Origin of the sequence: Corynebacterium bouchesdurhonense (assembly GCF_900078305.2) — a bacterium.
Taxonomy (GTDB): Bacteria; Actinomycetota; Actinomycetes; order Mycobacteriales; family Mycobacteriaceae; genus Corynebacterium; species Corynebacterium bouchesdurhonense.
The window spans coordinates 483,114-496,816 of the sequence record NZ_LT546028.1; the positions used below are offsets into that span (position 1 = coordinate 483,114).

13 protein-coding genes are annotated in these 13,703 nt (G+C 64.7%); 1 reads left to right on the plus strand and 12 read right to left on the minus strand.

Going from position 1 to position 13,703, the window contains the following annotated elements:
• Positions 1 to 9: 9 nt before the first annotated feature.
• From leuS to BN4252_RS06990, 5 genes are all read right to left on the minus strand, one after another.
• Positions 10 to 2,883 carry a leucine--tRNA ligase gene (gene leuS, locus BN4252_RS06975; protein ID WP_066528117.1) on the minus strand — a complete coding sequence of 958 codons (2,874 nt, stop codon included), beginning with the start codon at positions 2,881 to 2,883 and terminating at the stop codon, positions 10 to 12.
• A 2-nt stretch (positions 2,884 to 2,885) separates the two neighbouring features.
• Entirely contained in the window at positions 2,886 to 3,032 is a 147-nt protein-coding gene (locus BN4252_RS11190) for a hypothetical protein (RefSeq protein WP_154670156.1), read from the minus strand.
• Positions 3,033 to 3,066: 34 nt separating this feature from the next.
• Entirely contained in the window at positions 3,067 to 3,594 is a 528-nt protein-coding gene (locus BN4252_RS06980; RefSeq protein WP_066528119.1) for a flavodoxin domain-containing protein, read from the minus strand.
• A 49-nt stretch (positions 3,595 to 3,643) separates the two neighbouring features.
• Positions 3,644 to 5,080, minus strand: coding sequence for an SLC5/6 family protein (locus BN4252_RS06985; protein WP_066528121.1), 1,437 nt, complete (start codon positions 5,078 to 5,080; stop codon positions 3,644 to 3,646).
• A gap of 117 nt (positions 5,081 to 5,197) precedes the next feature.
• A complete protein-coding gene (locus BN4252_RS06990) occupies positions 5,198 to 7,447 on the minus strand; it encodes a LamG-like jellyroll fold domain-containing protein (RefSeq protein WP_066528125.1) in 2,250 nt (749 codons plus the stop codon).
• 181 nt (positions 7,448 to 7,628) lie between these two features.
• Between BN4252_RS06990 and BN4252_RS06995 the strand changes: the two genes are divergently transcribed.
• On the plus strand, positions 7,629 to 7,955 hold the full coding sequence (locus BN4252_RS06995) for a hypothetical protein (protein WP_066528126.1): 327 nt from the start codon (positions 7,629 to 7,631) through the stop codon (positions 7,953 to 7,955).
• A 16-nt stretch (positions 7,956 to 7,971) separates the two neighbouring features.
• Here the strand turns inward: BN4252_RS06995 and BN4252_RS07000 are convergent, their stop codons facing one another.
• The 7 genes from BN4252_RS07000 to BN4252_RS07030 form a co-directional block, all read right to left on the minus strand.
• Entirely contained in the window at positions 7,972 to 9,117 is a 1,146-nt protein-coding gene (locus tag BN4252_RS07000; RefSeq protein ID WP_230208598.1) for a type II toxin-antitoxin system HipA family toxin, read from the minus strand.
• Positions 9,118 to 9,125: 8 nt separating this feature from the next.
• The gene (locus BN4252_RS07005) at positions 9,126 to 9,341 is read right to left on the minus strand and encodes a helix-turn-helix transcriptional regulator (RefSeq protein WP_066529275.1); all 216 of its coding nucleotides are present in this window, start codon (positions 9,339 to 9,341) and stop codon (positions 9,126 to 9,128) included.
• 147 nt (positions 9,342 to 9,488) lie between these two features.
• Positions 9,489 to 9,692, minus strand: coding sequence for a hypothetical protein (locus BN4252_RS07010; protein WP_066528131.1), 204 nt, complete (start codon positions 9,690 to 9,692; stop codon positions 9,489 to 9,491).
• 2 nt (positions 9,693 to 9,694) lie between these two features.
• Positions 9,695 to 10,831, minus strand: a complete 1,137-nt coding sequence (locus BN4252_RS07015; RefSeq protein ID WP_143341183.1) for a hypothetical protein — start codon at positions 10,829 to 10,831, stop codon at positions 9,695 to 9,697.
• 492 nt (positions 10,832 to 11,323) lie between these two features.
• Positions 11,324 to 11,578 (minus strand): hypothetical protein, encoded by a 255-nt coding sequence (locus BN4252_RS07020; protein ID WP_066528135.1) that lies wholly within the window; start codon positions 11,576 to 11,578, stop codon positions 11,324 to 11,326.
• A 30-nt stretch (positions 11,579 to 11,608) separates the two neighbouring features.
• Complete coding sequence (locus BN4252_RS07025) at positions 11,609 to 12,979, minus strand: inorganic phosphate transporter (RefSeq protein WP_078056822.1); 1,371 nt, start codon at positions 12,977 to 12,979, stop codon at positions 11,609 to 11,611.
• A 220-nt stretch (positions 12,980 to 13,199) separates the two neighbouring features.
• The gene (locus BN4252_RS07030) at positions 13,200 to 13,385 is read right to left on the minus strand and encodes a hypothetical protein (protein ID WP_066528138.1); all 186 of its coding nucleotides are present in this window, start codon (positions 13,383 to 13,385) and stop codon (positions 13,200 to 13,202) included.
• Positions 13,386 to 13,703: the final 318 nt, after the last annotated feature.

Below are 13,703 nucleotides of genomic sequence, written 5' to 3' on the forward strand. Positions count from 1 at the left end.
GGCGCGGCGCTACTTCACCACCAGGTTGACCATCCGGCCCGGCACCACGATCACTTTGAGCACCTGCTTGCCCTCGATCAGCTCGGCCACGCGGGGATCCGCCATCGCGGCTGCCTGGGTGTCGTCCTGCGAGGCGTCGGCGGGCACCTCCACGCGGGCCTTGACCTTGCCGTTGATTTGGACGGGCAGCTCAACGGTGGCGTCGACAAGCAAGTGCTCGTCGAAGGTGGGGAACGGAACGAACGTGATGGTTCCCTCGTGCCCGAGGCGGGACCACAGCTCCTCCGCGATGTGCGGCGCGAGCGGGGAGACCATCTGCACCAGCGGCTCCACGGCCGCGCGCGGCGCACCGTCGGGGTACGCCTTGGTCAGGTGGTTGACGTACTCGATCAGCTTGGCCACCACGGTGTTGTCGCGCAGGTGCTCGTAATCATCGCGCACACCCGCGATGGTGCGGTGGAGCTGCTTCGCGTCCTCGCTGGTCAGCTCGGCATCGGTAACGACCAACTCGCCCGTCTCCTCGTTCACGGCGAGGCGCCACAGGCGCTGCAGGAAGCGGTGCGCGCCCACCACGTCCTTGGTAGCCCACGGCCGAGAGGTGTCCAGCGGGCCCATGGACATCTCGTACACGCGCAGGGTGTCCGCGCCGTAGTCGCGCACCACGTCATCCGGGGCCACGGCGTTCTTGAGCGATTTGCCCATCTTGCCGTACTCGCGGTTTACCTCTTCGCCCTGGTAGAAGTACTTCCCGCCGCGCTCCTCCACCTCGGCCGCCGGCACGTACACGCCGCGGGCGTCCGTGTAGGCGTAGGCCTGGATGTAGCCCTGGTTGAACAGGCGGCGGTACGGCTCCTTGGAGGTAACAAAACCGAGGTCAAACAGCACCTTGTGCCAGAAGCGGGAGTACAAAAGGTGCAGCACCGCGTGCTCCACGCCGCCCACGTAGAGGTCCACGCCGCCCGGGTCATTCTCGCCGTGCTCGGCGGGCCGCGGGCCGGTCCAGTACGCCTCGTTCTCCAGGTCGCAGAACTGCTCCTGGTTGGTCGGGTCGATGTAGCGCAGCTGGTACCAGGAGGAGCCGGCCCACTGCGGCATAACGTTGGTGTCGCGGCGGTACTGCTTCTCCCCGTCGCCGAGGTCCATGGTCACGTTCACCCAGTCGGTGGCCTTGGCCAGCGGCGGCGACGGCTCCGAGTCCGCGTCCTCCGGGTCGAACGAGACGGGCTTGTAGTCCTCCACCTCCGGCAGCTCCACCGGCAGCTGGTCCTCGGGGATGCCGTGGGCCTGGCCGTTTTCGTCGTACACGATGGGGAAGGGCTCGCCCCAGTAGCGCTGGCGGGCGAACAGCCAATCGCGCAGCTTGTACTGGATCTTCTCCTCGCCGGCGGCATGCTCCGTGAGCCATCCAATGGCCTTGTCAATGGCCTCGTCCTTGCCCAGCCCGTTCAGGTCCAGGCCGGAACCGTTGGCGGAGTTGATGTGCGCCGCGTCACCGGTGAAGGCCGCCTCGCTCACGTCGCCGTCCAGCACCGGGGTGATGGGCAGGCCGAAGACGGTGGCAAACTCGTAGTCGCGCTCGTCGTGCGCCGGCACGGCCATGATCGCGCCGGTGCCGTAGCCGGTGAGCACGTAGTCCGCGATGAACACGGGCACGCGCTCGCCGTTGACGGGGTTGACCGCGTAGGAGCCGGTGAACACACCGGTCTTCTCCTTGTTCTCCTGGCGCTCCACGTCGGACTTCGCCGCAATTGCCGCCCGGTAGGCCTTGATAGCCGCGGCGGGAGTGTCCTCGCCGTAGCGCCATTGCTTGTCGACGCCCCCTTCGTACCCGCCCGCCGTAAGCTCGTCAACCAACTCGTGCTCGGGCGCGAGCACCACGTAGCTGGCACCGAAGAGCGTGTCCGGGCGGGTGGTGAACACCTCGATCGGGCCCGCCTCGGAGGCGAAGGTAACCTGCGCGCCGCGGGAGCGCCCGATCCAGTTGCGCTGCATGCTCTTGACCTTCTCCGGCCAATCCAAAAGCTCTAGGTCATCCAGCAGGCGGTCCGAGTAGGCGGTGATGCGCATCATCCACTGGCGCAGGCGCTTGCGGTACACGGGGAAGTTGCCGCGCTCGGAGCGCCCGTCCGCGGTGACCTCCTCGTTTGCCAGCACGGTGCCCAGACCCGGGCACCAGTTGACCATGGAATCCGCCAGGTACACCAGGCGGTACTCGTCCAGCGCGGCGTGCTTCTCCGCGGTGGTGAGGTCATTGAAGTTTCGGCCGTCCTTGAGTGTGCGCACGCCCGTCATCAGGTCGCGCACTAGGTCCTCGATGGGGCGGGCCTTCTGCTGCTCCTCGTCGAACCAGGCGTTGTAGACCTGCAGGAAAATCCACTGCGTCCACTTGTAAAACTCCGGGTCCGTGGTGGCCACCGCGCGCCGCTTGTCGTGCCCCAGGCCCAGCTGGCCCAGCTGGCGGGTCATGTTCTCGATGTTGGCCTCGGTGGTGGTGCGCGGGTGCGTGCCCGTCTGGATGGCGTACTGCTCCGCCGGCAGGCCGAAGGCGTCATAGCCCAGGGTGTGCAGGACGTTCTTGCGCAGCATGCGGTTGTAGCGCGCGTAGACGTCCGTGGCGATGTAGCCCAGCGGGTGGCCCACGTGCAGGCCCGCGCCGGAGGGGTACGGGAACATGTCCTGCACGTTGAGCTTCTCCGCGGGAAGGGGGCTCTGCTCGCTTTGCGACGCATCCGGGGCCAAATCACCCACCGGGTTCGGCGCGTTAAAGGTGCCGTGCTCGCGCCAGAACTGCTGCCATTTCTGCTCGATGTCCCCGGCCAGCTCCGCGGTGTAGCGCTGGGACGGGCCAGTGGGGTTGTCGGGGTTGTCGCTCGCGTTCGTCATGGTTAGCCAGTGTAGTAGGGCCCGTTCCACCGGCACCGCGGGCAGGCGCTACCCGCGCGGCAGCGTGCGGGCGCGCCGTCGGTGACCAGCTCGATGCCGGAGGCGTTGATGGAGTCGATGGTGGCGTCAACGTTCATACGCGCAGGCATTCGGAGCGATTGGGGGCCGGTCGTGCCGCCCGCCCTACGGCTGGTTCTTTTCAACCCACGCGACTAACGGGTCGAGGCGGGACAGGTCCACCCGGTCCACGTCCTCGCCGTAGGTGGCGATCATGTTCTTCTCGTTGTCCGACTTCTTCGGCTTCAGGCGCAGGGCGGAGATCAGCCCCTTCATCAGCATCGCGTGCTGGGTGGACAGCTCGGAGTAGTTTAGCCGGCCCGGTAGGTAGAAGCGGGCGACGCGGTCGGCGCGCTTGTTCAGCAGCCCGGCCGTGGCGTCCTTCGCCACCGCCTCTTCGTCTAGGGTCATGCCCACGGTGGCGAGGGCGACGGGGTAGTGCTCCAGGATGTCGTCGGCAAGCGAAAGCACGAACGTGGCGCCGTCGTTGAGCGGGCCGTGTGCGGGCGAGAGCACCACGATCGGCCCCTGCGGGGCAATCGCGGCCGCGAGCTCCGGGATCCGCTCGGCGGTGGTGCCGAGGCGTTGTGCGAGGGCTTCGGCGTACTCGCGCGTCGAGCCGTAGTAGCTGGAGTAGTAGACGCTGCAGGCCATGGCCCTATTGTGGCACGCGGGGCGGCAATCGCGCGGCACCTGCGCGCGGCTAGCTGCGCCCCGCGGCGATATTCCACACGGTCACGCCCATGATCACCAGGCCGAGCGCGAACACGAAGATGGTGTCCGGGCGGCGGGCGTAGTGCTTGAAGGCGATGGCCTTGTTGAAGAGGAGCCCCGGCATGATGTAGACGAGGAACGCCACGAAGATGCCGCCCACCACGGAGATCATGTCCAGAATGGACGGGTTGGCCACAGCCACCAGCACCGCGGTGACGAAGACGAAGATGTTTACAATCCAGCGCAGCGCGTTCGAGGAGATGCGGGAGGCGAACCCGGGCGCGGCCACGCGGATGAGGTAGCCGGTGCCCTCCTCGGTGCCCAGCAGGTGGCCGAAGTAAGAGGTGATGATGGCGCAGATAGCCACGATCGGGCTCATCCAGGCCATGAACGCCGTGTCCGTCTCGTTGGCCAGGTAGGACAGGACGGGCACGTTCTGCTCGTTGGCGGCGTCCATGCCCTCCGCGCCGAGGGAGAGGGCGCAGGACCAGACGAAGAACATGGTGAACGTGACTAGGAGGATGGCAGTGACCAGCTCCACCTTGCCCACCTCGCGCTCGGTGGCCTCCACGTCCCCGTCCATCTTCTTCTGCACGTCCAGCGCGAACTGGGACAGCGCGGCCATGTGGCTGAAGGAGAACACCAGCACCGGCAGGATCAGCAGCACGCCCTGCCAGATGGGCATGGAGGACTCGTAGGCGCGGAAGCTGTCAAAGTCCCACTGCGGGATGAGGTAGAAGGACACCACCGCCAGGGCCACAATCAGCGGGTAGACGAGGATGTTGGCCAGCCACAACGTGACCTTCTTGCCCAGGGCGTACGCGCCCGTCATCACACCCACCGCGGCGGACGCCAGCACCCACCTGTTCACGGACTCCCCGCCCAGCTGGTTCACAATGAAACTGTCCAGCGTGTTGGTAATGGAGATGCCGTAGATGAGCACCGTGGGGTAAATACCCAGCCAGTACAGCACCGCGGAGGCGAAGCCGCGCTTGCGGCCCGTCAGCGCCGTGATCACCTGCAGCACATCCAGGCCCTTCTCCGGCGAGGCAGAGACGATGCGCGCGTAGCTGCGGTGCGAGAAGAACACCATCGGGCCGATCAGCAGCGTGGCGATCAGCAGCGGCCAGAAACCGAAGCTGCCCGCGTTGATGGGCAGGAACAGGATGCCCGCGCCCACGCCGGTGCCGAAGAGCGTGATCACCCACCGCATGAACGAGCCGTCCGGCTCATCGCCCTCGCGCTGCTCCTGGATCTGCTGGATGTCCGCGTCCGAGAGGTTCTCCTTGTCGAACTCGGCCCGCCCCATCTCGAGGTGCTCGTCTCCGAACTGCTCGGGGAGTTCGCCGTTGCCGCCGGTATCGGAGTTCGCTGCCTGGTTTGCCGTCTGGTTTGCCGCGGCGGAGTTGCCGCTCGGTGTGGACATGGTGCTGTGGCCCTTCTTCAGTCCCTAGTAAGAAGTCCGAGCGTAACAGGCGCGGCCGGCGTGTTCGGGTGTTTTTCGTCGCAGCCCTGGCCACGCACTGCGCCCCGCAGCGCGGTCCTACAGTCCCAGCATGTCCCGCAGCTGCTTGGCTGCCTCGCCGCCGAGGCTCACCAGCAGCGCGGCGATCGCGCCAGCCGCGCCGAGCGCGCCGAACACGGTGCCCGCCACAAAGACCCAGAAGGAGCTCTTGCTTGACGACGCCACCGAGCCGCCGCCCGCCCCCGGCACCGGCGTCGGGGCCGGTGCCGGGGTCTCGGTGTCCGTCCCCGGGGTCTCGGTGTCCGTCCCCGGGGTCTCGGTGTCCGTCCCCGGCGCCTCGGGCTCCTGGGTAGTCGCGCGGGCGGTAAGCCACTCGTCCTGGCCGATGGGGTGGTCCACGATGCGGATCTCGCCGATGTTGCCAAACCAGCCGTCGACCTTGCGGGTCTCCCACTCGGAGGTGCCGAGGATCCACTTGTACCCCTCGCCCGCCATGCCAACGGGGCCGTAGCCGTCGCGGAGAATCGGCGAGCCGTCCACGTACATCGTCACCGACTGGTCAGCCGGGTCGTTGACCACGGCAACGTGCATCCACTCGCCCTTGGGCACCTCGTGGGTCCAGTTGGAGAAGCCGCGGCCGTTCTCACCGAGCGAGTACCAGCGCAGCTCGCGCAGGTTGGACACGCCGAGCATCTGGATCGGGTCGCCGTCCGGGTCGTCCGGGTTCACGCCGGTACCGTCGATGTCTCGCACCAGCGCGTTGGACCAGCCGTTGTCGTCGCCGTTCCAGTCCTCGTCCAGCTTCAGGAAGGCCTCGAGGGTGTAGCCCTTGTCAAAGCGGGCGTCATTGACTGGGGCGTTTTCGGCCGTCTCGAACCAGGACACACCGTGCTTCAAGGTCGGCTCGGAGAAGCGCAGCGAGCCGGCGTCGGAGGACAGGGGGTGCTTGTCGGTGGTGAACGTGACGTGCTCCTGCTTCGCGCCGAGGCGGTACCGGGCGCGGGTCATGTCGTTGCCCGCGGCGACGTCGGGGATGGTGGAGCCGGAGGGCGCTGGGGTTGCGTCGACAAGCAATTGCCCCTTAAAACGCGTCTGACCCGGGCGCCAGTGCGCGACGGTGCCCTCCACGTGCGGGTAATCCTCGGTGTCCTTGGGCCGCGCGGCCTCGGTGATGGTGTACGGCGTGTAGCCGTCCCGCAGGCTCTCGCGGAGGACCTCGGCGTAATCCGGGTCGTTCTCGTCGCCCTTGGCCCAGCCCTGGTTGAAAGGCTTGAAGCGCTCGGCGAAATCGAAGTCGATGACGTAGGAATCGCCCTTGCCGGCGGGCAGCAGGTGGTCGAAGGACGTCAGCTGCCCCGGCTGCTTCTCCTTCACCCACGGGGAGTACGCCGTCATCTCGATCTTGTTGTTGCTCAGGTCGAACATGAGCTGGCCCATCAGGCCGTTGCCGCCCAAGTACGCCATCTGGTAATCCTGCAGGATGCTGATCACCTGGTGGCCGGCGTCGTTGGTCTCCACGTGGTAGCCGGCGCCGTGGTTGTGGCCCGCGATGGTGAGGAAGATCTGGTCATTCTTACGGATGAGCTTGTTCCACAGGTGCTGCCCGTACTCCTTGCTGTAGAACACGTTGCCCTGGCCGTCGATCGCGTCGATTTCGTGCGCAGTGAGGATCACCGGCAGCTCCGGGTGCTCGTCGATGACGCGCTGCGCCCAGTCAAGCGTTGCATCGTTTGCGCGGAAGCCGAGCGCGAGCACCAGGTACCGCTGCCCCTCCGCCTCGAAGATGTGGTACTCCGAATCCACCGTCTGGCCGGGGAATCCGTAATCGTTCCGCCCACTGTTATAGATATCAGTGGACTCGAATCGGCCCTGGAAGGTGGGGACGGCCTCTGCGCGGGACTGCGGGAAGTACCGCTGGAACACGGAGGTGTTATTCACCATGGCGTAATCGTGGTTGCCCGGCAGCACCGAGTAATCCACCTTGGCGTCCTCGAGGATCTTCATCGCGTCCGAGGCGATGTCCCAACTGGCCAGGTCCCGCGGCTGATCCACCAAGTCGCCCAGATGGGTGACGAACTTGGTGCCGAGCTTGTCATGGTTGTCCGCGATGAACCGGGTTTGCGAGTTGAACGGGTTGGAACCGTAGCGGGAACCGAAAATGTCGCCCGCCGCTTCGGTGCCGTAGCGGGCGTAGAACTGGGTGTCCGGCATGACCTGGACGGTGAAGCGGGAAGCGAGGTTTTCTGCGGCGCCCGCCATAGGCAGCGCCAGTTGGGTGATCGGGGTGAGCAAGGCCAGGGCGGTTACGGCGGCAACGCGTGTGCGCATGACATCTCCAGAGCGAAAGCAGGTGTACGGCAGGGGTTTCCGAGCCACCTCTCAATTTAAATTCAGCAGGTGAGCACCGGGTTGCGTCGAGGTGAATTTATTGTTGCGGAGGGGCTGGGAAGGCAGATGGGCTATATGCAGGTACACCTCCACCACTTCACGGTCCGACAGAAAGGTCCCCATGCACAAGAAACTTGCCGCCGTAATCACTGCGGGCGCACTCGGCCTCTCCGGCATCGCCGCCGCACCGGCCTCCGCCGAGCAGAAGTACAACTTCACCCCGCCCGTGGCGAGGACGCCCATCGACCAGAACCCGGGTGCCGCCAACACCGGTACCCCGGCGAAGACCACCGCGAAGACCACCGCCGCGAATGCCAACTCCGGCTCCAGCAGCACGGTCGGCACCGCCATCGGGGTCCTGGTCTTTGGCACTCTCTTCCTAGCTATCTACGGCTGGTTCAGCCCCTACAACCCGAACGGTGGGTGGGCTAACGCGCAGGCGCGCTAGGGGGTTCCGCGCTGGGTTACTGCCAGAGGCGCCTGCGTCGATCGAGCACCCGCCGCAGGTCGCGTGAGCGCCGCGGATCGAAATCCGTGGCGGCGATGATCCTCTCGGCGGCACCTGCTGTGATTGCAAGTGCCTGCGCCATGACCCGGTCGGTGGCGCGCTCCGACAGTCCGATCTCCGAGCAGAAGGCCCGGAAGATTCTGGCGCTGATGTTGTCCTTGCGACCTTGCAGCGCCAGCGCCATTGTGGAATCGCCGTATGGGACGGTAGAGGGAATGTCGTAGATCGGCGCGACCTGGGCCCCGTTACCGCGCCACACAAGCGACAGGTTCTTCGCGTGGAGATCGCCATTTCCGGTGAGCCACGCCAACGCGGTCTGGAATGCGATCGACCGCGCAGTCAGGATTGGCGACGCGCTCACGCTCATGAGGGCACCCGCCACATCCTCCATGTCCGGTTCGTACTTGGCACTGGGATAGAGGCCCATGATCTGGGCTGCGTCTTCTACGTGGAAACGGGTGCCGTTCTCCCGGTCGAAGCGGGTGACTAGGAGACCGGGTCGACCGGAGGCGTCGACAAGCAGCTGCGTTTGAGCCAACGGAAACTTAGCGGCTGAGGCGATAGCAAAGCAGGCAGCCTCATTCTCTACCAGCTGCGGGTACTCGGGCGGGGAGACTTTGAGAATGTAGTCGGTATCGTGGCCGCGGACCGGAGCCGCCATCGTGCGAGCGGAAGCCTTGTCTTGCACCCCCGGCAGGGCAACGGGGTCGGCGATACCTGCGGCCGTGAGCGCGGCAGAAAAATCGAGGGGGCCGGAAAGATCAATCGAAGCGGAGGCGGGCTCAAGGGGTTGACCGTGGGGTACAACGCTGACGTTGCCGATAGTGTTGGAACCCACCTCGAGCAGAAGAGCAAGCTCGTCATCGAGCGACGCCTTGACCGTGCGCTTCAGCGTGGAGAGTCTCCGCCCCTCCGGCAGGAGGTTCGTGAAAAACGGCGGGAGTGCGCCCGCCGGTGTGATGTAGGGTGCCCCGCTGAAAGGTAACGTTGTAGCCACCGCGGTCGGCGCCGTGTCGACGTAGCGAAACTCCGTGAGCCCGTCCGGCAACCGAGTAAAGTTGCCCGCCAATGCCTCGCCCACGTACACGTCTGCAGCAGCCACCGGATGTGTCATAGTGGATCAGTCCTGTGCAAAACAGGTACAAGGTCATATCCGAGCACACCTAGGACCTCTATGACCTTGCCGATCTCTGCCGTTGATTTCCCCTTCTCCAGCTCCCGAATGAACCGGTCTGAGACATCGGCGAGCTCCGCTACCTCGAGCTGGGTGAGGCGGAGCTGTTTCCGCTGAGCGCGGACGAAGGATCCGAGCGACCCGATATCCATCTCCACCCCTCTCGTGCGGAACGATCGTGCCGATTTTAATCTTGCCGGCCATTAACTTACCGTTTTTCCGAAGGATTCGGATCGCACTTTCCGTTTTTCTCCGAGGACTCTGATGCGGAGCTGTCTTTGCCCGTCGCGACCGGGCAACTAGGGTTCCTCGCCGAACACGTCGAAGAACTCGATCTCGGCGACTTCGAGCGCTCCACTAGCATCTTCGAGCTCGGCTTCGGCCTCGAGGCGCTCTTCTTCCGTCTTCGCTGCGGCAAGCTTCTGCTCGGCCTCTTCAATCGCGCGGTGAAGCTCGTTCAAATCGAAGTAGGCATCACTTCGCGCATCTTCATAGGAATTCATTGCTACGCCTCCTCAGCAAACAGCATCACGTTTGATGCGGCCAGCAACTTCGAGTTTAGATTGGGAATCGCGACGGCTTGAACAGTCTCGCGCTCGGGCAAACCATCTTCCGTAAACGTACCGGTCTCGGCTGCGACGAGACGCACGTAGGCGCCGGTGGTGAGGGACTCTAAAACGTCATCAAGGTCCTCGGCGTTCTCTTCGCCGAACCACCACGGCGGTAACAGCTCGTTGACAGTACGGGGCAGCCAGCCCTCGATGTTCTCGAGGAGAGGCTGGAGCGCCTGCATCTGGCCCTGTTCATCCAGCTGCACAGCCCCGCTAGCCATCCGCAGCGGGAAGTTGAAGCGACCCGAGTGGGCGGTTAGGCGCTCGAAGGATGAAGCCAAGGCGGTGAGCAGCGAGCGTCGAAAAGCATCCTGCTCCTGAAAGCGCTGGCTATGGCGTAGCGAGATCAATTGCTTGGCGTGGGCCAGCTCGGCGTAGTACTCGGCGGCAGGCAGGCCCGGCAGGCGTTGGAGGACCGTGTCGACGGCATCGGCGTATTCGCGCAGGAGTCCGAAGTCAGGATCGGTGGCGCGAAGGTTCACGGTCACCGAAATATCGGAGACGAGAGCAGAAATCTCCAGTTCCGGCTCGGGGTCATGCGTCCACAATTGCGGCGGAAACTCCCACCCATCCTCGACCTCCTGGGGTTCGGGGAGCGCGCTGCGCAGCTCGTCACACACCTCGAGAGCTGTGTCCAAACCGAAATCACCCGCGGCGACGTAACCATTGCGCGCTATGCATCGCGCCACCACGAACCGGGAATCGAGCTCGGTGAGTGCGTCGAGCTCACGCTCGATCGCCTCGAACTGCTCCATGATTTCCGTGGCGGTGGTGCCCATGTCGATAGCGTCCTCGATATCAGAAATGAGCTGCAGGGATTGCGCGACTGACTGCACAGCCCGGTCGTTGACATGGGCTTTTGCCGTATCCGTGCCGGCGTGCTCGTCGGCGGTATCAAGCAGCACGTTGACGATGTGGTTCGCAAACCCCGGCATTGCGTCGTTTTCTGGACGGAAGTAACGTGGCGCTACCTCGACCTGCATGTACGTTGTCGTCCCGCCCGCGTTTGTCTCGAATTCTGTGATTGCCATAGCCATAACGTAGCTCTCGCTACATCCGCGGGCGGGCTACGCGGGGAACGCTCCCCAGCCGAACGACAAGCAAGAGCGAAACGGCGGGCCCGGCCGAGATGGCCGAGCCCGCCGTGGGCTGTTGGGGCGCTTTTGGTCAAGCGCCTCACTAGCGCTTCACTAGCGCCTCACGCGCTAGTTGGTGCGCGGCAGAACAGCGAGCGGGGAAACGTCGAGCGGGGAGGGGAGACCCTCGGACTCGACGTGGAACCACTCACGGATTGCGTTCATGAACTTCATCATGAGACATTCTCCTTTCCGGAACGGGATCTGTTTACCTTCCGTTCACTTGGGAGATACCCTAGGTTCATACCAATCGTTTGTCAACACCAATGATTTGTGTAGCCCCACTAATAGCGAAAACCGGGCCCGAAGGCCCGGTTATTTGCGCTGTTCAGCCGCGCTGTTCAGCTTCTCAGTTCAGCCGCGCTGTTCAGCCGTGCTGTTCAGCGGTTAGAGGAAGGGGTACGGATCCCAGCCGGTGAAGTACTCGATGCGCTCGCGGGCGATGAGCAGCAGCGCCGCGATCACCGCAATGCCCACGATGGCCAGGAAGAGCCAGCCGATCGCCTTCTTGCCGCCGGAGGGGCTGGTGCCGTCCGGGCCCGGGGACAGGAAGTGGATGCTCAGGGAGAACAGGGCGGGCAGGCCGGCGCCGAGGAGGATGCCAACGCTGGTGACCATGAAAAGGGACTTGAGAAGTTCCATGTTGTTGTTCCTTATCTAGTTCCGGTCCGGCTACTTCTTCGGGTGCTTTACAACCGTGGTGGAGCCGCCACCGGGAAGGTCGCGCAGGCCAGCGCTGGTGTCGACGAAGTCCGCCGGCTCGCCGTACACGCGGCTGCGGTTCTTGCCGGAGCGAACCTTGGTGCCGCGGTTGTCGGCATCGGCGTCGGTGTCGGAGTCCTGGTTGTCGTCGGACTTGTTGCCGGTGGAGGCGGCGGAGTTGGACTCGTGGTCCCAGTCGTCGTTGACGTTGTCCTTGTGCACGGGCTTCTTCTGCGCCTGGTAGAACATGTAGCCGCCGCCGAGGGCGATGATGGCCGCCAGGGCGATGCCGCCCCAGACCAGGTCGCCGCCGAGCTCAGCTGCCCAGTGGCCGATCCACCAGACCACGAAGGAGACCAGGGCGGCGACCGGCAGGGTGGTGATCCACGCCAGGGCCATGCGGCCGGCGACCTTCCAGCGGACCTCGCCAGCCGGGCCGGTCAGGCCGGAACCGAGGATGGAACCGGTGGCCACGTGGGTGGTGGACAGCGCCATACCCAGGTGGGAGGAGGTGAGGATGATGGCTGCGGAGGAGGTCTCAGCGGCCATACCCTGCGGCGGGTGGATCTCCACGAGGCCCTTACCCAGGGTGCGGATCACGCGGAAGCCGCCGGAGTAGGTGCCGATGGCGATGGCCAGTGCACAGGCGAGCTGGATCCAGAACGGCATCGGGTGGTCCGAGTCGAACTTGCCGGCGGCAACCATGGCCAGGAAGATCACACCCATGGTCTTCTGTGCGTCGGAGGTACCGTGCGCGAGCGCCACCAGGGAGGCGGTGCCGATCTGGCCCCAGCGGAAGTAGTTGTCGCGGTGATCCTTCTCCGCGTTGGCGGTCAGCTTGTACACCAGCCAGGTGCCGATGGCAGCGATCAGGCCGGCCACGAACGGGGCGAACAGGGCCGGGAGGACGATCTTGTCCAACACGCCGTTCCACACCACGCCGTCGAAACCGATGGCGGCGATGGCCGCACCGATCAGGCCGCCGAACAGGGCGTGGGACGACGAGGACGGGATACCGAACAGCCAGGTGAAGAGGTTCCACATGATGCCGCCGGCCAGGCCGGCGAACACCACGAGGAGGAGGCGCTCGGAGTCAAGCGGATCGTCGAGGTTAAAAACGTCGAGTTTGACAATGCCCTCTGCAACCGTCTTCGCAACCGCGACGGAGAGGAAGGCACCGACAAGGTTCAGGATACCGGCGAGTGCGACGGCGACCTTGGGCTTAAGTGCGCCAGTAGCGATGGAGGTGGCCATCGCGTTGGCGGTGTCATGGAAACCGTTGGTGAAGTCGAAGAACAGTGCTACGACAATGATGAGGATGAGGAGGACTGTGATGCTCACAGGGGGTAATTATCTAGTTGCGCAGGCCCTATGCACAGCCCAGACGGAACAATTCACCGTTTGTCCATAAACTGTTCCGTTACCGTCCCCGAAAACGCGAATGATGTCACCTGTTGTTCACGTAACGGGCTGGAACCGGGGGCGAACCGCGGGCCACACGCGGCGCCCGTATCAACTACGGCCGCATCAGCCACAGCAGCGTCTGCCACACCAGCGCCTGCTACACCAGCGCGGCGCGGTCCGAGCCGGGTACGCCGGCATCCGCGCCAGCTTCGTCGTCCTTCACTTCGACCAGGTTGCCGTTTTTGTCGTACTCGTACTCCTTGCCGCCCCACTTGAGAAAGATGGCGGTGGCGATGACGAATGCCACGAGCAAGACGATGTCGAGGATTGCTTCCGTACTCATAACACGACTCCCGTTTTGGGTTGAGAGGCGATGTGAAACACCGGAGGCGTTGGGGGCCGGGCCACCCGGCGCGGGCGATATTTCATCCTGCGCCCTCAGTGTAACCCCGCTCTGTGATTCCCGCCTGCACCGCACCAAAGTGTGAGTCGCGGCTCACATGGCGCCCACCCAGGGCACGGGCTCGCGCGATATTGGGCAAAGCAAAGCCCCCTCGCCTGCTCGCGCTCTAAATGGGGGGGTGGTTGAGCGCTCATCCGGTCTCGGGGGGGATGGACCGTGGGCGAGGGGACCCGCGACAGCAACTATAGCGGTGCCGGT